The organism is Agromyces sp. NPDC056523 (assembly GCF_042794545.1).
GTDB lineage: Bacteria > Actinomycetota > Actinomycetes > Actinomycetales > Microbacteriaceae > Agromyces.
Window position 1 is genome coordinate 1 of the sequence record NZ_JBHTTM010000003.1, and the last position, 23988, is coordinate 23988.

At 66.7% G+C, this 23988-nt stretch carries 18 protein-coding genes; 11 read left to right on the forward strand and 7 right to left on the reverse strand.

Annotation, left to right across the window (positions count from 1 at the left end):
- Positions 1–1221 precede the first annotated feature (1221 nt).
- On the forward strand, positions 1222–2607 hold the full coding sequence (locus tag ACFQ58_RS10900; protein ID WP_376951128.1) for a hypothetical protein: 1386 nt from the start codon (positions 1222–1224) through the stop codon (positions 2605–2607).
- 151 nt (positions 2608–2758) lie between these two features.
- A complete protein-coding gene (locus ACFQ58_RS10905; RefSeq protein ID WP_376951129.1) occupies positions 2759–3169 on the forward strand; it encodes an ATP-binding cassette domain-containing protein in 411 nt (136 codons plus the stop codon).
- On the opposite strand, the gene ACFQ58_RS10910 is transcribed toward ACFQ58_RS10905, so the two are convergent.
- The gene (locus ACFQ58_RS10910) at positions 3166–5916 is read right to left on the reverse strand and encodes a restriction endonuclease (RefSeq protein WP_376951130.1); all 2751 of its coding nucleotides are present in this window, start codon (positions 5914–5916) and stop codon (positions 3166–3168) included. The genes ACFQ58_RS10905 and ACFQ58_RS10910 overlap by 4 nt on opposite strands.
- A gap of 746 nt (positions 5917–6662) precedes the next feature.
- On the opposite strand from ACFQ58_RS10910, the gene ACFQ58_RS10915 reads away from it, so the two are divergent.
- From ACFQ58_RS10915 to ACFQ58_RS10935, 5 genes are all read left to right on the forward strand, one after another.
- On the forward strand, positions 6663–8456 hold the full coding sequence (locus ACFQ58_RS10915) for a serine/threonine-protein kinase (protein ID WP_376951131.1): 1794 nt from the start codon (positions 6663–6665) through the stop codon (positions 8454–8456).
- Positions 8457–8662: 206 nt separating this feature from the next.
- Complete coding sequence (locus tag ACFQ58_RS10920) at positions 8663–11278, forward strand: ATP-dependent Clp protease ATP-binding subunit (RefSeq protein ID WP_376951132.1); 2616 nt, start codon at positions 8663–8665, stop codon at positions 11276–11278.
- 257 nt (positions 11279–11535) lie between these two features.
- Complete coding sequence (locus ACFQ58_RS10925; RefSeq protein ID WP_376951133.1) at positions 11536–11853, forward strand: trypco2 family protein; 318 nt, start codon at positions 11536–11538, stop codon at positions 11851–11853.
- A gap of 19 nt (positions 11854–11872) precedes the next feature.
- Positions 11873–14908 carry an NB-ARC domain-containing protein gene (locus tag ACFQ58_RS10930; RefSeq protein WP_376951134.1) on the forward strand — a complete coding sequence of 1012 codons (3036 nt, stop codon included), beginning with the start codon at positions 11873–11875 and terminating at the stop codon, positions 14906–14908.
- Positions 14909–15012: 104 nt separating this feature from the next.
- Positions 15013–15858 (forward strand): hypothetical protein, encoded by an 846-nt coding sequence (locus ACFQ58_RS10935; protein ID WP_376951135.1) that lies wholly within the window; start codon positions 15013–15015, stop codon positions 15856–15858.
- Between the two features lie 80 nt (positions 15859–15938).
- Here the strand turns inward: ACFQ58_RS10935 and ACFQ58_RS10940 are convergent, their stop codons facing one another.
- Positions 15939–16199: a DUF4190 domain-containing protein gene (locus ACFQ58_RS10940; RefSeq protein ID WP_376951136.1), complete on the reverse strand. Its 261-nt coding sequence runs from the start codon at positions 16197–16199 to the stop codon at positions 15939–15941.
- 107 nt (positions 16200–16306) lie between these two features.
- On the opposite strand from ACFQ58_RS10940, the gene ACFQ58_RS10945 reads away from it, so the two are divergent.
- Positions 16307–17176, forward strand: coding sequence for a hypothetical protein (locus ACFQ58_RS10945; protein ID WP_376951137.1), 870 nt, complete (start codon positions 16307–16309; stop codon positions 17174–17176).
- 11 nt (positions 17177–17187) lie between these two features.
- On the opposite strand, the gene ACFQ58_RS10950 is transcribed toward ACFQ58_RS10945, so the two are convergent.
- On the reverse strand, positions 17188–17730 hold the full coding sequence (locus ACFQ58_RS10950) for a TetR family transcriptional regulator (RefSeq protein WP_376951138.1): 543 nt from the start codon (positions 17728–17730) through the stop codon (positions 17188–17190).
- Between the two features lie 91 nt (positions 17731–17821).
- Between ACFQ58_RS10950 and ACFQ58_RS10955 the strand changes: the two genes are divergently transcribed.
- Positions 17822–18730, forward strand: coding sequence for an oxidoreductase (locus ACFQ58_RS10955; RefSeq protein WP_376951139.1), 909 nt, complete (start codon positions 17822–17824; stop codon positions 18728–18730).
- A 196-nt stretch (positions 18731–18926) separates the two neighbouring features.
- Here ACFQ58_RS10955 and ACFQ58_RS10960 read toward each other — a convergent pair whose 3' ends face one another.
- The gene (locus ACFQ58_RS10960; RefSeq protein WP_376951140.1) at positions 18927–19484 is read right to left on the reverse strand and encodes a flavodoxin domain-containing protein; all 558 of its coding nucleotides are present in this window, start codon (positions 19482–19484) and stop codon (positions 18927–18929) included.
- Between the two features lie 150 nt (positions 19485–19634).
- Here ACFQ58_RS10960 and ACFQ58_RS10965 point away from each other — a divergent pair, with 150 nt between their 5' ends.
- The gene (locus tag ACFQ58_RS10965) at positions 19635–20429 is read left to right on the forward strand and encodes an MBL fold metallo-hydrolase (RefSeq protein ID WP_376951141.1); all 795 of its coding nucleotides are present in this window, start codon (positions 19635–19637) and stop codon (positions 20427–20429) included.
- Between the two features lie 96 nt (positions 20430–20525).
- Positions 20526–21413 (forward strand): hypothetical protein, encoded by an 888-nt coding sequence (locus ACFQ58_RS10970; RefSeq protein ID WP_376951142.1) that lies wholly within the window; start codon positions 20526–20528, stop codon positions 21411–21413.
- Between the two features lie 27 nt (positions 21414–21440).
- On the opposite strand, the gene ACFQ58_RS10975 is transcribed toward ACFQ58_RS10970, so the two are convergent.
- The 3 genes from ACFQ58_RS10975 to ACFQ58_RS10985 are packed head-to-tail and all read right to left on the reverse strand — an operon-like array spanning position 21441 to position 23970.
- A complete protein-coding gene (locus ACFQ58_RS10975) occupies positions 21441–22121 on the reverse strand; it encodes a response regulator (RefSeq protein WP_376951143.1) in 681 nt (226 codons plus the stop codon).
- Positions 22118–23254, reverse strand: a complete 1137-nt coding sequence (locus ACFQ58_RS10980; protein ID WP_376951144.1) for a sensor histidine kinase — start codon at positions 23252–23254, stop codon at positions 22118–22120. The genes ACFQ58_RS10975 and ACFQ58_RS10980 overlap by 4 nt, the downstream gene beginning before the upstream one ends.
- Positions 23251–23970, reverse strand: coding sequence for a DUF2306 domain-containing protein (locus ACFQ58_RS10985; protein WP_376951145.1), 720 nt, complete (start codon positions 23968–23970; stop codon positions 23251–23253). Before ACFQ58_RS10985 ends, ACFQ58_RS10980 begins: the two co-directional genes overlap by 4 nt.
- Positions 23971–23988 lie beyond the last annotated feature (18 nt).

Below are 23988 nucleotides of genomic sequence, written 5' to 3' on the forward strand. Positions count from 1 at the left end.
CCGCGGAAGCCGAAGCGACCTACTTCCGTCAAAGCCCGCCATCTGAAACCCTTCAAATGGCACAAGAAACCCTCCATTGAACCCGGGGCGGTTCATCATTGGCCCGCGGGACTGCCCAGGTCACGCCGGCGAGGACGGCGAGCATGACGAGAGGCTGCTGGTGATCGCGACGATGTTTCTTGGGATCGACACCTCGATCGCGGACCAGGCGGTGGTGAGTAGGTCACGGCGGCGGTGAGCTCGAGCGAACATGAACCTTCCCCTCCTGGCGGTCCCGAAGCCCTCCCTCTCATTGGAGGTATGCGGCGGCGATGGCCGGTGCGAGACTGACCGTCGAAAGCGAGAGGCCGCGAATGGATGGCAAACACGTGCTCGATCCGAGCGAGGGCCGCGGCGGCGGCCGCGGCTCAGCAGGGAACTCGAACCCGGGCTCGGGCGGAGGATACGATCCGGGCGGAGGTGGGGCGGGGTCGGACTGGGTCGAAGCTCCGGGCGACGGAACCGACCCGCAGGAGAGTCAGCAGGAGAGCTGACGGCGCCACCAAAACCTCACGGATGGTACACGCCGACGTGCACCGACATCCCGGCTGGCCCGTCATGATGGGCGGTCTCCACCAGCCGTCGGCGGCCGACCGGGTTCGATGTGTGGACGATGATCGTCGCAGGCCACCACTGCCATGCTCGACGAGGTGACGCATCACCCGCCGGGTGTCGTCGACGCCGGATTCGTTCTTGCCGAGGTCGTGGTCGAAGCTTCGTCGTGGTGCACCAAGCTCGAGCGCCGATCGGGCCGAGGTTTGCTGAACGAGAAGGACTTAGGGGCGGTGACATGCCAGTACCGGTTGGGCAGGACGTAGATCCCCAAGTCGTATCCGACCGTGCGTCGACTAAGCCCTCGCCTGCCACGGCAACCAGGTCGACGTCATCCTCCACGATGCCACCCGCTCCCCGCACCGCAGAAGATGGTCCTCAAGCGGATTATCACCGCACCACCGGGAAGCCGTTCGCCTGCACCAACGACGGAGACATCCGCCGCACCCTCGGCAAGCTGCTCCAGGAAGGCCTCGTCGACTTCGCCGGCCACGGCAACGGAGTCTGCCGACCGGGGCAGGGGTCGACGCGGGCTCCTGGTCGCACCGCGATCACCCCCCTACCGGGGTGTTGCGCACCCGCCGATCCGGTAGCACCCTGAACCCAACTGCGTGACAGCTGGGGGTAGCTATGGTCCGCGACAGATTCGACGCCACGACCTCAGGTTCGCTCCTGAGCCCGACCTGGGCGGGCAAGCACCACAAACTGTCCTACATCGTGAAGGATGTGCCGGCCAGGTCCGTCGTCGTCCGGGACGGCGGAAAGGCGTCGCCGAAGGATAATTCGAGCCGCGCCCGGGTTAGGCCCGCCACCGCCGCCGGCGCCGAGCCGGAACGTGAAGAAGAGGACGAGGAGGAGGTTGCAGCCTTCACTCCGATCGGGAAGGGGCTGCCATTCAAGGCGGTAGTCGAGAGTCTCTATGTCGGCGACATGACTCGCGCGAGAGGTGAGCTGCTGGTGATGTCGTACGCGAAGGATCGCGAAGATGGCGCGGAAGCCCCGAAGTCGATGAACTGGTGGGGGAAGAAAGTGAAAGCCCGCTCTCACCCGAACATGTCCGACGGTGAGGTTGGCAGCGCCGTCATGTACTACTCACCAGCGGAGACGGCCCGCACACTCGAGATCGGTGTCTGGTTGAAGTTCGACTACTTCCCGGAGGAGGTCTGGAAGGCGTGGAGCGACGCCACGCAGAACATCTTGAAGCTGCCTGTGCTGGTCGGCGGCTTGGCGTTCGGACCCGGTGGTGCTGCCGCCGCGCAAGCGATCGTGGGAGTCGGAGGCGCCATCTCGGACCTGACAGTCGGCCTGCTCAACCACTCGATTGACGGCAACAGCGGGACAATCATGGGTGGCGACCTCACGATCAACCAGCCCGGACGCCCGCTCGCCCAAGCGGGGTTCCTAGTGGTGACGCCCGACGAATACCCCGTGAAAAGCACCGGGGCCAACGGCTCATCGGTCATGGTCGGATACACGAGCAACGACGGATATCAGAACTCGGTGAATCAGGGAAAGCAGGAGAAAGTGCAGGTCGAGGACCTCGACTTCTACGTCTTCCGTGACGATGCCTCATTACGGCACGCCTCTGACGGAGCTTGGAGACAAGATGGGAAGGTGATCAAGAAGTTCCAGACGGGTGACGTCGTCGAGGGGCCTTGGCCGTACGCAGTCATCTCGATCGACGGCGAGGCAGATCCGAAACTGAAGAAGTGGAAGCCGGCATCGGTCTCAGCGGATCTCGTCTCGAGATTCCTCGCACCGTCCGCCAAGGCTCCGGACCTCCCGAAGCTCACCGAGAGGGTGTTCTCGTCATATTCGGACGCACTGATGGTGAAGCAGGCGTCAGAGCTCGCGGAGGAGATCGACGCACTCTCGAAGGAGATCGAGGATGCAAGCGATGCGAAGGTGAAAGCGAAGCTCGAGAAAGACAAGAAGGCCAAGGAGCGGCAACGGACCGGCTTCATCAACGCGATCGACGACGAGAAGCTGAAGGAGTTGATCGAGTCCGGTTCCTGAGACCCGCGGATGCCGGGACCGTCCGTTGGGCGAAGCGGGTCGGGTTCATCTCGTACAACCGAGTGTACGCCGAACTGGATCTCGATGACACCGTCGGCCACGCGGTGAACGCCTACCGGACTCGCTGGCGTTCACGGCGACGAAGAAGAGCGTGAACCGATTCCTGTCGATGCTGCAGTTCTCGGAGACCGACCTGCAGCAGAAGATCGGCACCCTCTCCGGCGGCCAGCACGCTCGCGTCACGATCGCCCAGTGCCTGCTCTCCGGCGCCGCGGTGATCGTGCTCGACGAGCCCACGAACCACCTCGACATCACCTCCACCCAGGTGATGGAGCGCGCGCTCACCCACTTCCCCGGCGCAGTGATCGTGGTCTCGCACGACCGGTTCTTCGTCGACAAGCTCGCCGACCGGCTGCTGGTGTCAGACAAGTCTTGTTCGGCACCCGAGCAACTGCAGGGTCGGATGCTCCGAGCCCGCGCTCGGCTTCCACGCGTCGCCGATGCAGGCAGCGATATCGCCGATCCGACGAGGCTCGCCATGAGGATCTGCAGGTGTGGCTAGCTTGTCTCTCCTGAAGAAACCGCGCTCTGACGACGAGTTCGCCGCGCTCCCTTGCCAGTAAAGACTCCTGCCCGGTTGGCCCATGCGCGGAACTGCTTCCCCGCAACCTCGACCGTTCCCTCGGACCAAGATGTGTTCTGAGCGGCCCGGAGAACTTCGCCGATCTTGGAGCCGGACTCCCGTGGGTCTGCCTCAAGCAGAGCGAGCGACTCTGTACCGCCCGGGACGGCCTTGATCGTCGACAGCAGTTCGGCGGGTGAGTAATGTCCGTCATCGACAATCTCGGGCCTGAGGAGGCGGTAGTACCCTGACCGATCCCGCTCTACCAAGCCAAGTGCGATCAGATCCACGACATTGGACGAGGGGGTCTCAGACGCCGGGAGCATCTGGTCAGACGCGCCGGACAGCCGCTCGAGAAATCGCAGTGCTGGATCGGGCGCACGTTGCGGGAAGACCTTCGAGCCGCGACTGGTCCCGCTTGGGTCCAGGATCAATACGGAGGGAGCGAGCGCGACGGGCTTCAGAGTTGTACCCTCAAGCGATACCAACCCGGCGTAGTCAAACCACTTTGCGAAGACCGTGGCATAGATGTTCCAAGTGTTCGGCGCCGCCGTGATCGCGGGGAACAGAACAGGCAGACGAGAAGCTAGCTCGGAGATCGTGACGTTTCCCTCGAGCCGCTCATTCAGTGATTGGTACGCGCTGTAGACGCGATGACGCTTGAGCGCAACGCTTACTCGTGCCCGGATAGCGTCTTCCGGATCCTCGTCTTCGCCGTTCCCGACGAGAACCTCTACTCGTCTGGACCCGCTTCGGACGAGGCCCAAGACTCGCGCGTCACGCACCGCGTTGAAGAGGGCTGGCTCAGCCCACCCCAACAAGTCAGCGAGAACGCCCACGTCAGCGGACCCGCCGACGTCGAGCAGAGTCTGGAGCAAGCGGCCGACCGAGTTCACGCTCACGCGAAGGGTGTACGCATCCTCGATCGGCACTCGCCCGGTCGTCAGATAGTCGCGGAAGATGTCCCAGTACGTGTCGAGTCGCTCACCAACCTGCACGATGAGTCGTCGATCGAGAAGCGATTGAACGATGCCAGCCGGGAAACGCTCAAGTGCCTCTGAGAGCAGCACCGGCGCGAACTTTGCGACCCAGTTGAGCGCTTCCCGTTCGCCCGGCTGTAGAGCCTGCAGGTCGTTCTCGAATAGCCGTTGGACATTCAGTGCTTCCGAAACCAGATCGTCCTGCGAAATGCCACGCCTCGTCTCGTCAAGGACGTGGCTCGCAAGCTTCTTCATCAACCACGGCAGACCCTGCGAATACTCACGAAGCTTCACCTTCAGGTCGGAGCGTAGTTTGCTGCCGAGTTCCTTTTCGAGTCGAGACAAAAGCGTCCCGATCTCGCTCGGACCTAGTGGGCTTAGATTGACGATCCGCGCCGACTGGCGGATCTCGTCTCTCAACTGGTAGGGGTACCCCTCGGTCCAGCCGACAACGTCTGTCTTCCAGGCGAATCCGATCACGATCGGGAAGGCTGCGTCCGAGGCGAGCAGAGCCAGATCTCTGAAGTCACGAGTCAGGTTCTCGTCACGGAAGACGTTTTCGAACTGGTCGAAGATCACGAGCAGCCGGCGCGAAGGGGCTGCCCAGCGGGACGCCGCCAAGGTTCGCATGGCGCTTGCGAGGCTGGCCCAAGACGCATCCTCGGTGACCGTCAGCACACCTGCCTTCGAAGCAGCCTCGGCCGCTTTGCGCAAAGCGGAGGCGACGTAGGAGGTCCGTGACACGGTTCGACTGTCGAAGACCAAGCCAACGCCCGCATCGGCTTCAATGACCCGCCGCAGCCGGAGAGCAAGCGAGCTCTTCCCCCATCCGGACTGCGCATTTATCACCATAACCCGTGAGCCCTCGTCCAGAGCGGTGGCCAGCGAGTGGAGCACATCACGACGACCGACAAAGTACTTCGGCGATGCGGGCAACTGATACTCGAAGTCGCTACTGCCGCCTCGCACCTCGATAAGAATGTCCTCAGCAACCTCACCCCGGCCGACGGCCACTGACGCGCCCGACTTCGAGAGCGCTCGGCATGACAAACCCCCGGCGTAATCCGAGGTTCGTATTAGCTCCACTGCAGGGTCGGGCACATCCACACCAGGGCCCCAGATCAACACCTCCGTCGGAACCCGCGACACCGGGTCCAATCGCTTCGCGGCGCTGTACACGCCATGCTCCGTAATCGCGACGAGACGATCGGAGACGATGGCGGAGCCGACTTCAGCAGGCTCCGCCCCGAGTATCTTCGCGTCGACGAGCAGTTCGTACACTGCCGTGGCCGACAAGTAGTGGAATGACTGGTCATGCTCCTCGATGGACTTCGCTTTCTCGACCCCCTGGCTCGTCAGTCGCGGCAAACAGATGAAGTAGCCCTCAAGGTCCTTCTGCGCATGACGCTCGGCGCTGAGCTTCCCAACGAACGCCAGCATCTCCTTCGCAGCAACCGCGGACGAGTAGGCCTTGCACTCTACGAGGGCAGGCTTCCTGGTGAGCTTGTGCCTCGCGACAAAATCAATCTCAATGCCCTCGCTGGTGACATTTGCGTCTTCGCTCTTCACATCCTCGTACCCGAACGATTCGAGAAGACGTGCGCAGAAGCGTTCAAAGAGATGGCCTCGGGCGTGTCTGGACGCACCGGCATCGACTGCCTCAGACAGCACAATCAGGGCGACATCGTCTTTGAGAAGCGACTCCACGACGCGACACTATCGGCTTTCTGGCATGACGCTCGGAAGGTAAGCACCGCCGCCAACAGATCCGGCACTAACCTCCGCAGTCGTCCGGCGCGTCAGAGTAACGGGTCGAACCGGGGCGGAACGCCATTAGCGCGAGACCCCGGCGCGCCCGAGACCAACCTTGACGTGCCTGTTCGCGTATCGCTTGCACCGATCTTTGCCCCCCATTTCGTGACCGTCCGGAGTCCGGAGTCCGGAGTCCGCAGCGCCATCGCGAGAGATGTCGTCGTGCACGAGACGATGGTGGCATCCTGCTTCACCGCATCGCGGGTCGATTCAACCCGAGAACCCATCCGGCTACACGGGGTGCTTCGAGCGCACCGTCGGTGGTCGTCCGTCGCATCCTGCCTCCTGAGGGATGCGCTAGAGCCTCACGCCGTTGTGTCGTTCGATACGCCCAGCGAATCGCCGCGTGGCGGACTGCTCCGGCATGAAGCACAGATGCAGCACGGTCGCCTTCAGGCGTCGGCATACAGCTGGATGATGAGTGATCCCGAGCCGCCCGGTAGTTCGTCATCCACGATACTGAGACCTCTGATGTCGTCGGCTCTCAGAGCGCACGGGTTCGCGATCCACCCCGCCCAGGGCGAGTGCGGGACTTCGGGGGGACGGTTCGGCAGACTTCTGCGGATCCTGTCCCCTCGATGTCCGTGTACCCGGGCCATTCGTCGCCGTAGACGCCTGAGAAGCATCGCTAGCGTGGGACCATGCCGAAACAGGAGCCGTTCCTTATCGATGGAGCCGTGTACGAGCCCGAATCATCCCTTGGGCAGGGCGGGTCAGCAGTGGTCTGGAAGGTTCACCGGAAGCTCGACGGCGAGGTGTTCGCGGTTAAGCGGATCGAAAAGGATCTCAGGGAGGGTTCCGCCCGCAACAGGCGTTTTGAGCAGGAGATCGAATACGGCCAGATGACCAGACACCCGAACGTCGTGAGGATCCACGCGTACTCGGAGGACGTGAAGTTCTACTACTACGTCATGGACTTCTATCCGATGACGTTACGCGACGTGATCAACGACGAAATCGATCCCGACGTGTTGCTCGTCTACATGCGCCAGCTCTGCGAGGCACTCGCGCATGTGCACGGGGACGGCATGGTGCATCGAGATATCAAGCCCGAGAATGTCCTCGTCGACCCGGACGCGCGCCGCCTCGTTCTCGCCGACTTCGGCATCGCGCACTTCAGAGACTCCGTGCTCACGAAGCGCGACGATCTCTTGGCGAACCGGAACTATCTCGCCCCGGAACAGATGCTGAAGAGCAACGCGCAGGGCGTCGGCAAGCCGGCGGACGTCTTCGCGCTCGGGCTCGTCATCACCGAGATGTTCACAAAGCAGAATGCCCGCGGGAGGCGGCACGCGCTCATTCGCGACCGCTACCCGTTCCTCGCGGATCTCGACCCGATCGTTGAGCGGATGTTGCTTCAAGATGCGGCGCAGCGGCTTCGCGTGGAGACCGTGCGCGGCCTTCTCCGAGTGATGCTTCAGCGGCTCGATTCGACAATCGCGGAGAGCGCCGATGAGATGCGTCCGAATGAAGTGCCCACTGGCGCGTCGTCCGCTGAGGTTGAGCGAGTCCTCGACCGTGCTGCCCGGGACGTCCTGTCGGCAAAATACGTCTTCGAGCGGGTCGCGGAGGAGGATCTGAGTCGGTACAACCTCAATTATCACTGTGAGATCTCATACGAGGCGAGTGAGGAACTGTTCAACGCTTGCGCGCAGGCCGTTGTCTTCTCGCTGTGCAAGGCGAAGTTCGACTACGAAGGCGCCGGGGCGTGGGACGAGCATGACGACGCTCTGGTGTCATCAGCCGCTAAGCCGAAACTTATGCGCGACTTCGAGAATATTCTGGCTGATCTGCCTCTCCCACAGGGGTCGCTCTGGGATGGTCTGCCACGGCAGTCGGCTCACCTGTTTCGATTCTGCAAGGACTACCACTGCGAAGAGCTTCTGACAAGCATCCGAGCAGCAGTGTATGGCGAAGACTACGACTCGCTGCGGACGAATCTAATCAACGCCCCGATCCTCTGGATCATTCGCAGCATGCGCCGATATCTGAACACTGACTACTTGGCGTTCGACCCATCAGTTCGCGAAGAGATCGGGGTCGAGCGCCACCTCTCGGTGGTCTGGAACGATACGCTCCCGCTGGATCCAGCGCGCGAAGCGACGGGTGCGGAGCTGTTCATCGAGCCCTTCAACGCCGACGACATCGCCAACGCGCTCATCACGCTTGAATCGAAGTGGGATGTTTCTGTTGGAGAACTCGTAGGCGGGGACTACTCGGTCATATTCCGCTCGCGCGAGAAGTACCGTCGCTTTCGCGACGAAGTGCTCGGGCTTGCAGAATCGGGTTCAGTATTCGAAGCTGACGTACTCAATCTGCTCCGTCCGGAGGCTGAGTACGACGATCTCGTCGCGCTTACTTGGGATCGGGAATTTGACATTGCCATAACGCTGGGGAAGGTTCTCGGCACCCGCACCCGCACCCGCACGCGCTAACTTCTCTTTCAGCCGGGAGAGCGCTCGCGGTAACGACTTACGAGTTCGTGACGGTCCATGAGTGGATGCCTGTAAGCGGATCCCCCCGCGCACACTCGAAGTGCCCGCCGAACGTTGCGGGAACCGAGCGGCCTGTCGGGAATAGTCCTCGGTCGAGTGCGTTGAACTTGAGCGTACCCAACTCAAGTTCCCTCAGGAGGACCTAGGTGCCCGACAACTTCAACGAGGCCGCCGCGAGCTCGTTCGACGAGTTCCTCGCCCGCTACCTCGCGGGTGAGCAGGCCAGGCAGGCCCGGTCGATCGACCTCAGCCGGTTCCTGACCTCGCGGACCCAGAGCATCCTGCAGCGCGCCGGACGCTTCGCGCTCGAGCGCGGGCAGACCGAGCTCGACGCACTGCACATCCTGCGTGTCATCGTCGAGGACGAGTCCGTCGCGCAGGCGATCACGCGCGTCGGCGCGAGTCCCGAGCGCATCATCACGGCGACCGAGGCGCGGCTGCCCGCGGCATCCGACACCGCCGACGTCAACTCGGCCATGATCACGCCGAGCGCGAGCCGCGCGCTGTTCCACGCGTACCAGGTCGCACGCTCGAGCGGGTCGACGTACATCGACCCCGAGCATCTCTTCTTCGCGCTTGTGCTGGGGCAGGATGCGCCGGCGGGGCAAGTGCTGGCGCGGGCCGGAGTCACGGCCGACGCACTTGCCGCGGGGCTGGGGGAGCACCTTGAGCAGACCGAGGGGCTTCGAGACGGCGCTGGGGCGCCTCCTCAATCCGCGGAGGGCGCACAGGCGTCGAGCACGCCGATGCTCGACAAGTTCGGGATGGACCTCACCGAGCGCGCCATGAACGGCGAGCTCGACCCCGTGATCGGCCGTGCCGACGAGATCGAGCAGACCATCGAGATCCTCAGCCGCCGCACGAAGAACAACCCCGTGCTGATCGGCGAGGCCGGCGTCGGCAAGACCGCGATCGTCGAGGGCCTGGCCCGCGCGATCGTCGAGGAGAACGTGCCCGAGGCGCTGCTCGGCAAGCGGGTCGTCGCGCTCGACCTGCCCGGCATGCTCGCCGGCACCCGCTACCGCGGCGACTTCGAGGAGCGCCTCACCAAGACGATGGAGGAGATCGCCGAACACAAGGGCGAGCTCATCGTGTTCATCGACGAGGTGCACACGGTCGTCGGCGCCGGCGGTGCCGGTGAGGGCGGCATGGACGCGGGCAACATCCTGAAGCCTCGCCTCGCCCGCGGCGAGCTGCACCTCGTGGGTGCGACCACGCTCAAGGAGTACCGCACCATCGAGAAGGACCCCGCGCTCGAGCGCCGGTTCCAGCCGGTGAAGGTCGGCGAGCCGTCCATCGAGGACTCCGTGCTCATCCTGCAGGGCCTGCGCCCCGCGTACGAGGAGCACCACGGCGTCACCTACACCGACGACGCCCTCCGTGCCGCCGTCGAGCTCAGCGCCCGGTACCTCACCGACCGCGTGCTGCCCGACAAGGCCATCGACCTCATCGACCAGGCCGGGGCGCGCCTGCGCCTCAAGCTGGGCGTGAAGGTGGATGTCTCGGGGCTGATCTCTCGCTTGGCCGAGCTGGAGGCCGACAAGAACGCGGCCGTCCGTGCCGAGCACTACGAGGAGGCGTCGCGCATCCGCGACGAGATCTCGAAGGTGCAGGAGCGGCTGGACGAGGCGACCGAGAAGGCGGCCGCGCAGGGTCGCGTCGCGACATCCGGTTCGACGGATGACGCAGCCGCCGCCTCGACGACGGTCGACGAGGCGCAGATCGCCGCGGTGATCTCGCGGGCCACCGGCATCCCGGTCAACCGCGTCACCGAGGGGGAGCGCGAGCGCCTCGCGAACCTCGAGGGCGAGCTGCACGCTCGGGTCATCGGGCAGGATGACGCGGTCACCGCCGTCGCGCGCTCGGTGCGCCGCAACCGCACCGGCATGGGCGACGCGCGCCGGCCCGTCGGCTCGTTCCTGTTCCTCGGACCGACCGGCGTCGGCAAGACCGAGCTGGCGCGGGCGCTGGCGTCGTCGCTGTTCGACGACGAGGGCGCGATCATCCGCTTCGACATGAGCGAGTTCGGCGAACGGCACACCGTGTCGCGGCTCGTCGGTGCCCCTCCCGGATACGTCGGCTACGACGAGGCCGGCCAGCTCACCGAGCGCGTGCGGCGCAACCCGTACTCGATCGTGCTGTTCGACGAGATCGAGAAGGCGCACCCCGACGTCTTCAACCTGCTGCTGCAGGTGCTCGACGACGGACGCCTGACCGACGGCCAGGGTCGCACGGTCGACTTCCGCAACACGGTGGTCATCATGACCTCGAACCTCGGTTCGGAGTTCCTCGCGTCGCGGTCGGGTGCGCTCGGCTTCGTGGCGTCGACGGATGGCTCGGGGTTCTCGTCTTCGGATGACGTGCGGGCTCGCGTGATGGGCAAGGTGCGCGAGGCCATGCGGCCGGAGTTCCTGAACCGCATCGATGAGATCGTGCTGTTCCAGAAGCTGTCGGCTTCGGAGATCGCGTCGATCGTTCGGCTGATGCTGGGCGCGACCGGCGCGCGGCTCGCGGCTCGCGAGATCGGCTTCGAGGTGACGGATGCCGCGGTGGCGCTCCTCGCGGAGCGCGGCTACGAGCCCGAGTACGGTGCCCGTCCGCTGCGTCGCCTGATCCAGCGCGAGATCGACGACCGCATCGCCGACCTCTTCGTCACCGGCGCCCTGGGCGACGGCGAGGCGGTGCGGGTGGATGCCGCGGACGGCGGGTTCGTCGTGGCATCCGTGCCGAACGCGACGGTGTCGCTGCCCAACGCCGCGTAATCCACTCAGAGCGATCCGACCGGACGCCCGCTCCCGTTCTGTCGGGGGCGGGCGTTCGGCGTGAGCGCGGCCTCGCCTTCTTGCATCATCTCTTCGCACCTGCGCGCGAATCGAACACTGGACAAACCCCTCGAATGGGGCTCACGCCTCCTCATGTTCACGCGCGAAACTGGTCAGGAGTCTATTCCTGAGGCCCGAATGCTTCGTATCTTCGGGTGCCCAATGAGGGGCACAATCCGAGTGCGGAGGGGGATGAGATGGACGAGCAACTTGCGAGCATCGGTGAGACGGTAGAGGCGCTTCGAAGCGAACTCAGTCGCGCGCTCGAGCGCGCCCCACGTCAGGGAATCGGCTTTCACGTCACCGAGGCGGCGGTAGAACTGGAGATCGCGGTCATTCGTGACGCTGGGCTTGAGGGCGGTGTGCGACTCGGCGTCGTGTCGGTCGGCGCCAAGGCATCCACCGTTCATCAGCGCACCCACCGTGTGACGCTCCAGATGGAACCGAAGCTCCTCAGCCCGGATGCGGACCCTCAATCGGTCGTCATCGCTGGCAACGCCGGAGAAGTCGAGTAGTCGCCTATTGGAGTGGCTGATGCACATTTCACCACAGCGCATCATCGAGATATGGGTTCCAGGGCGCGGCAAGATCGGCTCGGGATTCGCGCTCACGCCGCACTTGGTCCTCACCGCGAAGCACGTCGTCGACGGCTCCGAGTTGCCGACAGTCGAGCCTGCACGACCACCCTCGCAAGATGTCGCGGAGGCAGCGCGCGATACGGACTTCCCTGTTAGGGTCCGATCCCTCCCGCCGGAGAAGGGGGCATTCGATCCTGCCGGTCCGAATGCGCGATTCCGACATGCGCGCGTGATCTGGCCGAGGGCCGACGACGATTTCGATGCAGCCGTCCTGCAGATCGTGGATGGCGACGGACTGGACCTCGACGACGAGATTGCATGGGCCCGAATCACCGGCGGGTCAACCGTTGAATGCACGGGGGTCGGATTTCCCAGCCTCGATGCCAACCGGAACGATGGGAAAACGCGTCGCGAGTCCAGGCAGTTCGAGGGGGAGATTTCTCCCTTCACCCACTGGAAGGGCACTTCGATCGTGATCTCGGTTCGCCACTCGATCGGTTCGGAGTCTCGATTGGACAGCTCGTGGGCAGGTCTCTCGGGCGCCGCCGTGCTCTCGGCCATCGACCACGACGATGCCGATTCTGTGCTTCTCGGGGTCACCATCGCAGACCCGAGCCCCACCGATCCAAGCCGGCTGGAACTGTGGGCACTCCCGATCACCAGACTCGCCGAGGACCCGGAACTCCTCTCGCTCATTCAGGATGACGACGGGTCGGCATCATGGCAGGAAGTCGAACTCGAACCCCGACCAGACGAGCATGGGGAGCAGCATCCGGTACTCAGGAGTGGACTTCCGGCAGCACCAGAGGGTGGGCTGGTCGGGAGAGAAGGGCTCATCAGGGACGCGATCAAGCGACTGCGCGGTGGGTCCGATGTCGTGTTTCTTTCCGGATTGCCGGGCGTCGGGAAAACAGCGCTTGCGGTCCAGTTGGCGAAGGAGCCACGCGTCGAACGAGAGTTCAACGACGGAATCCTGTGGCTCGCCGTCGGAGATCCCGAGGGATCAGGTCTGTCGCACTGGCGGCACAGAATCTCAGAGTGGTGCCGTGTGCTCGGAGTCAGTCCGGATCGGGTCGGAGACGCGGTAAGCCGTCAGGACGACGCCGCGCTCGCAGGCCTCGCCAGCGCGGCGATCGGTGATCGGCGCATGCTGCTCGTATTCGACGACGTGTGGCTTGAAGACGATGCGCGGCTGTTCAAGCGCATCGGAACAGACTGTCGCCGCGTCCTCACTACCCGCATTCCGGATGTGGGGCACCGATTCACTCAACCCGCCTACTACGTGCCCGACTTGACGTACTCCGAGTCCATCGAACTCCTCGAACTCCACTGCCCTGGAGCGCACGCGAAGTTCGGCCCAGAACTCGACGCGGTCCTCGAACACATCGCGGGTCTACCGCTGACGCTGACTGTGGTAGGCACCGTCCTGTACGTGACCTCATCGCGCGGTGGGAGTGAAGCCGGAGTGGAATACCTTCGTGAGCTGTCTGCTGCCGGCACGACGCTCAAGCTCAAGGTCGACGACTACTTGGACGATGATCGTCTGCCCCGCTTGAAGGAGGCGACTCTTCGCGCAGTCATCGAGTTGTCGACGAATCGGCTCACGCCCGAGCAGCGACTGTCCTTGGCAGCGCTCGCCGTGTTCCCGCCGAAGGCGAACACGTTCTCGCGGGAAGCGGCGAAGCACGTGGTCAAGAAACCGGATCATTTCGATGCCATCACCCAACAAGGACTCGTAGAACCTCCGGATGCTCGTGGTCGATTCGCCCTGCATCAGGCCATCGCTGACTTCGCCGGGGAGGGTAAGCGCGGCAGCAGCGCAGCCTATCGGCGGCTCATGAAGTACCTCATCGACCACGTCGAGGCCGTCACAAAGGGCGACGATTGGGCCGGGTGGGTCGGTGAGCTCAGGCCCGAGGCAGACAACGTGCGCGCGGCGCTCGACTGGGCGGTGCGGGCGAAAGAGACACGGCTCGCGGTGCGATTGATGACGACGCTGTGGCCCTACTTCTATCGAACGAGCCAGTTCCAGCGGGGTCTGGACCTCGCGAACGGCGTGCTCGAGCTCGGAGACCCCGTCGGCGCAACTCGCGAGGATCGAATCCTTCGATCCCAGCTGTTCAACGACGCCGGGAACTACGCGTACAACTTGGCTGACTTCGCCGCAGCCGAAGCATCGCATACGACTGCATTGCAGATCAGGAAGGAGGAAGGTGAAGAGGGTCTTACCGCAGGCTCATTCAACAACCTCAGTCTGCTTCGGCGCGCTCGAGGTGACTACGACGAGGCGCTTCGCCTGATCGCGCTCGCCGAAGAGATCAATCTGCGGACGCAGCACAAGCGCTGGCGATTGTGGTACGGCATGAATCTCAATAACCGTGGCCTCACGCTGGCCGCGAGTGGCGACATCGAAGCCGCCATCCGGGCCCAGAACGAGGCAATCCAAACTTTCTCCTCGATGGACGACAAATGGGGAGTGGCGATGGCTCGGACGGATCTCGCCGAGGCCTTGGTCGCCGACGAAGAGTGGGAGGACGCTCGGACGATAGCGCAGGACGTCATGGCTGATCGCGTGGAAGATGACGACCAGAAGGCGGTCGCTGCCGTACTTCGTGTGGAGGCGGCCGTGGAACTGACAACGGGTGCGCCCCCGAAAGCGGTCGGACTTCTCATCGACTCCCTCCGTCGGTCGGCCTTGGTTGGCGATCGTCTCGGACAAGGAGGCGCGCTGGAACGGCTCGTGCCCTCAGCCGTCGCATCGGGCGATATGTTGCTCGCTGCTCGCGCGATCGGTGCGCTTGACGCATACCAGACGATGAGCGGCGCACGAAGCACGCTCGCTTCGGCAACAGCATTGCAGCATGCGTGGGACACAGTGCAGGCCAGTAACGACTCCGAAGCTGCAAGATCGGTGCGCCAGACGTCGTTCGGTGTGGCCCAAGGTGGCCTTGTTCACCTTCTCGATGCTGTGGATGCCGTTGCTACCAGCTGACGGGACACGAACGACGGCCCTCGAGGCAGCCCGCGCCATCCGATGCCGTGATCACCCGTGAATTGGGGTCGTGAAGTGATCCCCGACCGAGACAAGGTGGGGCCATGGCGAAGCTCGGTTGGCGGTCGAATGCGATCAGGGTGATCGGATGGGTCACCGGCGGGTTCCTACTGGTGCTCTTCTTCGGGCTGGTCGACCTGACCGTTCCGCTGACCATGCAGGCTCGACCCGAGTTCTACGCCGGCTACCTGATCGAAACCGGGTGGGGTGTGCTGTTCACGTTCTTCGCCGGACTGCCGTTCTGCTTCCTCGGTGCGCGTCCGGACTGGAGCTCGGCGGCATTGCTCACGGGTGCGGCGGGAACGGCGGTCCTCGTCGCCGGGATCGCGTCAGGCCAGCCGCTGCAACTGCTGGTCGTCGTGGGCCTGCTCGTCCCGACTGCCGCCGTCCTCGTGCTGTCGCCCCTGCGAACCGACTCCGGTGGTGACTCCGGCCTGGCGGGACCACTCCGCGAGCCGGCGCATCTCGCGTCACGCGTCGCGTACCTCGCCATGTCCCTCGTCGCGCTTCCGCCGACGATCGTCTACGCCACGGACATGATCGGCACGGCGATCGAAGGCGTTGCGCCGGTGCATGAGACCTACGTCTTCGACCACTACCCGATCCAGGCGGCATTCGCGCTCGCGATTCCGTTGGCGACCGCGCTGCTCGCGCTGCGTCTTCCGGGCTGGCGTCCGATGACCATCCTCGTCGGGCTCGGGACCGCCTGGTTCGCCGTCGTCGGCATCGTCTACCCCGATCACCTGGGCAGCTGGGGCACGACGTGGGGCTGGATCGGCCTGGCGTGGGCCGTGGTCCTCTCGTCGTTGACGATCCGCTTCGGCCGCGGCCGACGTCGTGCCGAGGCGGCGCGCGGCGAGGCGAGCGACGAGCAGGTCGCGAGGAGCTGAACCGCACGCGAGTCCCGAGTTCCTGCGGTGTGACCCGCAGGAACTCGGGACTCGCTGCACCCGGCGGGTGGCGGCCGGCCTCAGGCGCCGCTGCTCGAGATGGCGATGCCGCCGAAGATCAGGATGAACATTGCGGTGAGGGCGCCCGCCACCACGGCGAGCCAGCCGACGATCACGGCGGTGAGGGCGAGGCCGCGGCCGCGCTCGCCCGTGTTCTTGATCTGCGACAGGGCGATGTGGCCGAAGATGAGGCCGAGGATCACCGTGAACCACACGGTGATGATGGCGACGATCGCCCAGACGTTCCACTTGTCGGTCTGCGGGGTTGCGGGAGCAGTCATGGCGGGAGGCTAGCCTCGCGTCGCCGACCGAGCAGGGACGTTGGGCCCGGCGCCCGCTCAGGGCCAGCCCTGTGGCGAGAGCCACACGCCCCGAACATGCTGGGCGGATGAGCGGAGCCCTGTCCGACGCCCACGACGCTGGTGTGCACGCACCGGTCGCTCCTGATCGCGCAACCTTCGACCTGCGAGTGCGCGCCAAAGAGACACTCGTGCTCGTGGCATCCGTCGTGGTGCTTCGGCTGGTGGGCGTGCTGCTGCTGGTCGCCTCGTCGTACGAGCTCGGTTCGTTCGACGCGTGGCTTCCACTCGTCGCCATGGTCGCCGACCCGAACCTGCTCGCGTGGATCGCGCTCACCGCAGCGGTGCAGTTCGGGCTGCGGTCGATGCGCCGGCCCGGGCGCTGGGCGCTGATCCTGCTCGCCGCACCGGTCGCGGTGCTCATCGCGACCGTCCTGCGCAGCCTGCCCGGCCTGGCGGTTGCCGGGTTCGGGGCGATCTTCGCGAACAGCATCGCGTGGATCGACGCGGGCATCCTCACGGCCGTCGTCGCGCTCGGCATCGCGTCCTCCGTGGCGTTCCTCAGCCGCGAACGACGCACGTCGGCGAGGATCGCGGGCGGGCTGCTCGCGCTCGGCGGACTGCTCACGCTCGTTCTCCTCTGGCAGGCCTTCGAGGTCTATTTCACGCTCTTCGGTTCGGAGCCGGAGGTCACACCGGTGGACGGGGACCGGTACCTGATCACGGCGGCGCTCACGCTCGGCGCCTTGGTGGGCGCGGTCGTGTTCGCCGCGATCAGCCGGCGGCCCGCGCTGATCGTCACGGCATGCATCGTCGGATGCCTCGGGCTGATCGTCGCGTTCGCCGTGCCGGTTCCGGCGGACCGCTTCATCCCGGACCAGCCGCCCGCGCCGGCCGACGACGGCGGCGGAGGCGGCAGCTGCTACGGGCCTGGCGACCCGAACTGCATCGGCGGATAGCGGGGGAGCCGTCAGTCGAGGAGACGGGCGACCGCGGTCGTCACCACGTCGCGGACCCTCGCGTCGGAGGCGCCGTCGAGCAGGACCGGCAGGATCGACGAGAGCACCTGCACGAGCGCGAGGATCTCGGTGGGGGAGAACCGGTCCGAGATCGTGCCGGATGCCTGTGCGTCGGCGATCGCGGCGAGCTTCGCGGCATCCGTGGCCAAGAGGTCGTCGGAGCGCATGCCGGCGCCTCCGCGCTCGAGGCGGTCCCATAGGGCGAGACGGACGAGCTCGGGTCGCTCGAGGGAGGAGTCGACGAGTTCGCCCGCGTACCGGTCGAGATGCTCGGCGTCGAGGGGGTTCTCGGCGACCAACCGGGCCACGAGCGCGGCGAAGACGGCATCGAAGAGCTGCTCCTTGTTGCCGAAGTACGAGTAGAGCAGCGCCTTGTTGCATTCGGCGGCGTCCGCGATGCGATCGACTCGGGCGCCCGCGATGCCGCGAGCCGAGAACTCGGCGGTCGCCGCCTCGAGGATCCGGGCGCGGGTGCGATCAGCGTTGCGTGCCATCCTGTGAGTATATAACCAGTTAGTTGCAAATCGTGGGAGAACGTGCTTCACTCGAAGCATCCGAAGTAACCAACTGGTTAGGAAGTTTGACATGGAACGACAGGTCGCCCTGGTGACCGGTGCCTCGTCGGGCATCGGCGAGCAGACCGCCCTCGAGCTGCTGCGCCGCGGCTTCATCGTCTACGGCGCCGCGCGGCGCGCCGATCGCATGTCGGCGATCGTCGACGCGGGCGGTCACGCGATCGCCATGGACGTGACGGATGACGGGTCCGTCCGCGCCGCGATCGACCGCATCACCGCCGAGCAGGGGCGCATCGACGTGCTCGTCAACAACGCCGGCTACGGCTCGTACGGCGCCCTCGAAGACGTGCCGATCGACGAGGCGAGGCGCCAGTTCGAGGTCAACGTGTTCGGCCTCGCGCGCATCACCCAGCTCGTGCTGCCCGGCATGCGCGAACGCCGCTCGGGCACGATCGTGAACATCTCGTCGATCGGCGGGCGCATCTACGAGCCGCTCGGCGCGTGGTACCACGCCACGAAGTTCGCGGTCGAAGGCCTAAGCGACTCGCTCCGCGTCGAGCTCGAGCCACACGGCATTCGCGTCGTGGTCATCCAGCCGGGCGGCGTCCGCACCGAATGGAACGGCATCTCGCGGCGCAGCGCCATGGAGCGCTCGGGCGCGACGGCCTATGCCGCGCAGGCGCGGGCGCTGGTGCGCACGCTCGAGGCGGCCGACCAGTCATCGGCATCGAGCGAGCCGCAGGTCGTCGCCGCGACGATCGCCAAGGCCGTGACGGCGGGACGTCCGCGTACGCGGTACGCGACCCCCGTGAGTGCGAAGTTCATCGTCGGGCTGCGCCGGGTGCTGCCCGACCGAGTCTTCGACCTGGTGATCCGCAGGGTGTTCGCGCCGACGAAGACGGAACTCGCCGAGCAGCGCGCCGACGAGGTGTTCGCCACGGCGAGCCGCTCGGGCGACTCGGAGCGCGCCGCGGCGTAGCCCGGCGTTGCGAGTCCCGGGTTTCTGCAGTGTCACCCGCACGAACCCGGGATTCGCGGCACTTCCACCCTGCACTCAGTGCGGCGCCTGCAGGTCCTCCAGCGTCGCCGCGGTGCGGTGGCGCGCATGCTCCGAGCATGCGCGCGATGCGGCGGTCTCACAAGCGCGCTCCGGCCGCGCGCCAGCCGCTCGCCCGTCAGGAGCGAGCCTCCGCCGCCTCCAGCTCGTCGGCGATGTCCGTCGCCCACGCGTCGATCACGTCCCACTCGCGGAAGTCGCCCTCGTCCATGAGGTCGCGAACGCCTGGCAACCAGGCGACGAACCGGTCGCCGCGGCTGACCTTGTCGTGGTCGTATGCGCCCCGGAACACCGTCGTACCCCGCGGGTGGACGAGATCCTCGTACTTCGCGAACTGCTTGGGCGCCGAGTCCTTCAGTGCGTGGTTGCCGTCCTTGTGGACGTCCTCGGCACCGAGCGGCCCGCTCGCGAACAGCCACGTCGGCTTCGAAGCGAGCACCTCGGCATTGCGCTCGACGAACTTCCTGGCGGCCTTGCGCCAGTTGAACTCGTACACGGCCGAGCCCACGACGAATGCGTCGTAGCCGGATGCGTCATTCACCGTCTTGCATGCCGCGACGACCACGTCCAGGCCGCGTGTGGTCAACGTCTCGCCGATGCGTCGCGCAATGCCCTCCGTCGCGCCGTACTTGCTCGCGTAGGCGACCAGCACCTTCATCGCGATCTCCCCCTTCATGGCCTCTCGGAAGCACGCTACGCCGAGGCCATGCGGACGCCCGTGACGAAGGTCACTCCGCGGGCGGGCGGAGACGCGCCACGCGTACGACCAGGTCGATAGCCTTGATGGACAGGGCCGATCGTCACGGCTCGCCGGTCGGTAGGGGGCATGGTGGGCGCCGAGAGCCACGCTGAAACGCGTCGGCGCGGGTTCCGCGTCGATCGCGTCAGCGACCACGTCCACTTCGTGCACACCCCGCACGTGAACTGGGCTGTCTACGCCGGCCCCGACGGCGTCACGCTCATCGACTCGGGATACGTCGGCCAGCGCGACCTGCTCAACGCCTCACTGCAGGCCATCGGATGTCGCGTCGAGGACGTCTCCGCGGTCGTGCTCACCCACGGGCACGCCGACCATCTCGGCGGCGCGGCTTGGCTCGCCAGCTCGTTCGGCACGCCGGTCTTCGCACATCCGTCGGAGCTGGCGAACGTCCGCCGCGAGGTCGTGGAGCAGGCGGGCGTCGGCCAGCTGGCGCGGCAGGTGCGGCGCCGCGGCGTGCCGCGGTGGTTGCTCGACATCGTCCCGCTGCTGGACGGGAAGCCGCTGCTCGGCGTCCCGGAGGTGGAAGCCCTGCCGGTGCGCGACGGCAGGGCCGACGTCCCCGGGCACCCGCGCGTCCTGCTCGTCGAGGGTCACACGACCGGGAACACCGCATTCGACTTCGAGGACGAGGGCGTGCTCGTCGTCGGCGATTCCCTCGCGACGCGCCACGGCATCTCCACGATCGTCGGCCCGCAGCTCCTGCCGTCGGTGTTCCATCAGGACGTCGCTCGCGCCCGCGCCTCGCTCGAGCGGCTTCGAACCTCGTCGTCGCAGGTGCTGCTCCCGGGCCACGGCGCGGCGTGGATCGGGCCGGTCGATGCGGTGGTGGATGCCGCCCTGCGGGCCGGCTCGGCGTGGTGAGTCAGGGGTCACTCGACAGATCTCAGGGCCGCTCCGGATAACGCGAGAAAACCTCATCACTAACATCGACCGCGAGCCGAGAGATCTGGTGCGGTCATGTCCACAGAACAAGGCGAGCGCAAGCAGCCGAACGAGACCGGCGGGACGACGAACCCGCGACGACCGATCGGGCGCCGAGCCGGGGTCTGGGTCGGAGGCGTCGCAGCGGCGGCCCTCGCGACCGTCCTCGCCGGGGCGATGAGCCAGGGCTTCGGATGGTTCGAGGTGACGGTGAACACGCAGGGCGACCCCGTCGACGTCCGGGTCGACGCGGAGCCGCGCATGGACGACGTCGTGCTCTCACCGGGCGCCGAGCTCTCGACGAGCGAGCTCGCCGAACTCGCCGACCTGCCGGCCGAAGCGCAGGTGGATTGGCTCGAGGACAACGAGCGCGGTGAGGTCTCAGGACCGCGGCGGATCACGCTGTACCTCACCGGCAATCGGGCCGGCACGGTGCGCATCACCGACCTCACGTCGGTCGAGACGTGCAAGCCGATCTCGAGGGGCACGCTCGTGCGCATGACGTCGGGTCGCGGTGCCGGAGTCGAGTCCGAGATCGTGAACATCCATGTCGGCGAGGGCCCGTCTGATGCCTACGTCTACGACGAGGTCGGGAATCCGCACGACTACTTCCCCGAGCGCACGATCACGCTGGCGCGCGATGAGCAGATGGCGCTCGTCGTCGACTTCAGTCCCGCCTTCACCGGTTCGATCTGCGAGGTGCAGCTCGACCTGACGGTCTGGGACGGCAACACGAAGCACACCGAGCGCGTCTCCGGCCCCGACGGCCCGTTCGTCGTCATGTCGATCGAGCTCGAGGAGGACGAGGGCGACTACGGCGCCGTCTACCTCGGCGGCGAGGTCTGCCATCAGTACGTGCCTGCGCCGGCGAACTGGAGCAGCGACGTGAACGCCTGCGGCGAGGGCAACCGCGCCGAGTGGTGACCGCGCTGTCCCGCGCGGTCAGCGCGATCAGCGCCCGCCGCCCGCGTCGCGCTCGACGGCCCAGATCGCGAGCTCGACGCGGTTCCGCACGCCGAGCTTCGCCATGAGGCTCGCGATGTGCGTCTTGACCGTCGAGAGCGAGATGTGCAGCTCGCGTCCGATCTCGGTGTTGCCGAGGCCGCGCGCGACCGCGGCGAGCACGTCCTCCTCGCGGTCGGTGAGCGGGGTCGAGGGGGCGGATGGCTCGGCGCCGCGCCCCGGCCCGGACCGCGGCGCCGCCGACCCCGCGAACGCCTCGATGAGCCGCACGGTCACGTTCGGGTCGATGAGCGCGTCGCCGCGCGCCGCGGCCTGCACGGCCTCCGCGAGCAGCACCGGCCCCGCGTTCTTCAACAGGAACCCGCGCGCACCCACCCGCAGCGCCGCGTACACGTACTCGTCGAGGTCGAACGTCGTGATCACGACGACGGGCATCGGGTCCGCAACATCCGGGCCGGCCAGCTCGCGGGTCGCCTGCAGCCCGTCCATGACCGGCATCCTGATGTCGAAGAGGCACACGTCGGGGCGGATGTCGCGCGCGAGCGCCACCGCCTGGGCGCCGTCGGGCGCCTCGCCGACGACCTCGATGCCGGGCTGCGCGTCGAGGATCATGCGCAGCCCCGTGCGCACGAGATCCTGGTCGTCGGCGATGAGCACCCGGATGGTCACGACGTCCATCCTGTCCGCGGCAGCAGCGCGGTGACCGCCCAACCGCCGCCCGGCGCCGGACCCGCCGAACAGGTGCCGCCGAGCAGCGCGGCGCGCTCCGCCATCCCCGTCAGGCCGAAGCCGGGTGAAACGGATGGCGCGCCCTCGCCGTCGTCGCGCACATCGAGTCGCACCCCGGCCGTGTCCATTCGCACGCGCACGTCGACGCGCGTGGCGCCGCGCGCGTGACGGCGCGCGTTCGTCACCGCCTCCTGCGCGATGCGGTAGAGGGTCGCCGCGACCGCGGGTGGGAGCGCGTCGGCGTCGCCGTCGACGCGAACGTCAACCGCCGGGCCCGCGCCATCCGCCAGTGCACGGAGCTCGGGGACGCCTGGGGTCGGCGCCAGCTCCGACGCATCCGTCGTCTCACCGTCGCGCCGGAGCGCCCGCACGATCGCCCGCATCTCGTCGAGCGTGCGCGACGCCTCGCCCTCGATCACGCGCAACGCGTCGGTCGCGGCCTCCGGCGTGGTCGGGGCGACCGTGATACCCGCCTGAGCCTGGATCGCGATCGCCGACACGTGGTGCGCAACCGTGTCGTGCAGGTCGCGCGCGAGCTGCTCGCGCTCGAGAAACCGCACCCGATCGAGCTCGCGCGCCCGCTCGCCGGCCCGCCAGCGAAGCGCGAGGCCGAGCGTGCTCGTCATGACCACGACCGCGATGCCGCCGATGACGTCGCTCGGGTTCGGCGCCGTGTACACGAGCGAGACGAGGATGCCGCCGGCGACGATCAATCCGCCGCCGATCATCGCGCGACCGCTGCCCCAGCGCGTCAGGGCGTACAGCAGGATCAGGAAGTACGCCGTGGTGAACAGCTGCGGGTCGCCGCCGGTCGCGAGGCCGAACACCGATCCGACGGCGAACGCGATCGCCAGCATCGTCAGCGGGCGGATGCGACGCCACAGCAGCGTCGGCACGAGCGCCGCCAGCACGACCGCCCAGAGCCACCGCCACGGCACATCCGGTCGCAGCGCCGCCTCGAGGAACGCAAGCGGCGGGATCACGCCGACGAGGACCCAGTCGCGCCACACCCGCCGCGGCGGCGCGGGGGCGGCGGATGGCGCATCCCACAGCGCGCGGACGGGGCTCGTCATGCGCTCATGATAGGAGCGGCCGCGCGGCGGCGAGCCGGACGCGCGCCGCCCCGGCAGCGACGGGCGCGCCGGATCACCACCTCGGCGACCGCGAGGTTGATCACCCACCCGGCGCCCATGAGCACGGCGTGGGTCGCGACATCCGGTGCCCCGAACGCGATCGTCCACGGCAGGAACATGAGGACCTGCGTGCCGGCGCCCATGCCGATCGCGTAGGCACGCATCATCCAGGCCCGGTGCGTCGGGATGTCGCCGCGGCGGACCGCCACGAAGGCCATCACGAGGCCCGCGACCATGACGGCGCCGAAGCCCACGCGCATCACGAGCAGCGCGATGCCGTTGCTCGCGGGCAGGTCGGCGCCGAACGCCATCCAGATCCCCGACAGGGCCGACGCGAGACCGGCGGGCAGCAGCACCCGGCCCGCGTACCGATGCCAACGCCGGCGCCGCAGCGACGGCACGAACTGGAACGCGCCGAGCACGAGGAACACGCTCGAGCCCACGATGTGCGCGAGGATCGGGACGGGCGACGCGAAGAACCGCGCGTTGTCGGCGGTGACGGTCGCGCCCGTCGTCAGCTCGGTGAACCGGAACGCGCCGGCGGCGATCGGCACGAGGCTGAGGAGCAGCAGGCCGGCGACGGGGAGCCAGCCGGAGCCGCGAAGGCGCGGGCGGCGGCGCGGGGCGGAGGTCTTCGGCGCGGCGATGGTGGTCATGGTTCGATGCTCGCGACC

Excerpts from the sequence above, each read along its gene's own strand:
- ACFQ58_RS10900 (WP_376951128.1), top strand. The coding sequence starts at position 1,222 with ATGGTCCGCGACAGATTCGACGCCACGACCTCAGGTTCGCTCCTGAGC.
- ACFQ58_RS10955 (WP_376951139.1), top strand. The coding sequence starts at position 17,822 with ATGGAACGACAGGTCGCCCTGGTGACCGGTGCCTCGTCGGGCATCGGC.
- ACFQ58_RS10950 (WP_376951138.1), bottom strand. The coding sequence starts at position 17,730 with ATGGCACGCAACGCTGATCGCACCCGCGCCCGGATCCTCGAGGCGGCG.
- ACFQ58_RS10965 (WP_376951141.1), top strand. The coding sequence starts at position 19,635 with ATGGTGGGCGCCGAGAGCCACGCTGAAACGCGTCGGCGCGGGTTCCGC.
- ACFQ58_RS10945 (WP_376951137.1), top strand. The coding sequence starts at position 16,307 with ATGAGCGGAGCCCTGTCCGACGCCCACGACGCTGGTGTGCACGCACCG.
- ACFQ58_RS10915 (WP_376951131.1), top strand. The coding sequence starts at position 6,663 with ATGCCGAAACAGGAGCCGTTCCTTATCGATGGAGCCGTGTACGAGCCC.
- ACFQ58_RS10960 (WP_376951140.1), bottom strand. The coding sequence starts at position 19,484 with ATGAAGGGGGAGATCGCGATGAAGGTGCTGGTCGCCTACGCGAGCAAG.
- ACFQ58_RS10985 (WP_376951145.1), bottom strand. The coding sequence starts at position 23,970 with ATGACCACCATCGCCGCGCCGAAGACCTCCGCCCCGCGCCGCCGCCCG.
- ACFQ58_RS10940 (WP_376951136.1), bottom strand. The coding sequence starts at position 16,199 with ATGACTGCTCCCGCAACCCCGCAGACCGACAAGTGGAACGTCTGGGCG.
- ACFQ58_RS10970 (WP_376951142.1), top strand. The coding sequence starts at position 20,526 with ATGTCCACAGAACAAGGCGAGCGCAAGCAGCCGAACGAGACCGGCGGG.
- ACFQ58_RS10980 (WP_376951144.1), bottom strand. The coding sequence starts at position 23,254 with ATGACGAGCCCCGTCCGCGCGCTGTGGGATGCGCCATCCGCCGCCCCC.
- ACFQ58_RS10930 (WP_376951134.1), top strand. The coding sequence starts at position 11,873 with ATGCACATTTCACCACAGCGCATCATCGAGATATGGGTTCCAGGGCGC.
- ACFQ58_RS10925 (WP_376951133.1), top strand. The coding sequence starts at position 11,536 with ATGGACGAGCAACTTGCGAGCATCGGTGAGACGGTAGAGGCGCTTCGA.
- ACFQ58_RS10935 (WP_376951135.1), top strand. The coding sequence starts at position 15,013 with ATGGCGAAGCTCGGTTGGCGGTCGAATGCGATCAGGGTGATCGGATGG.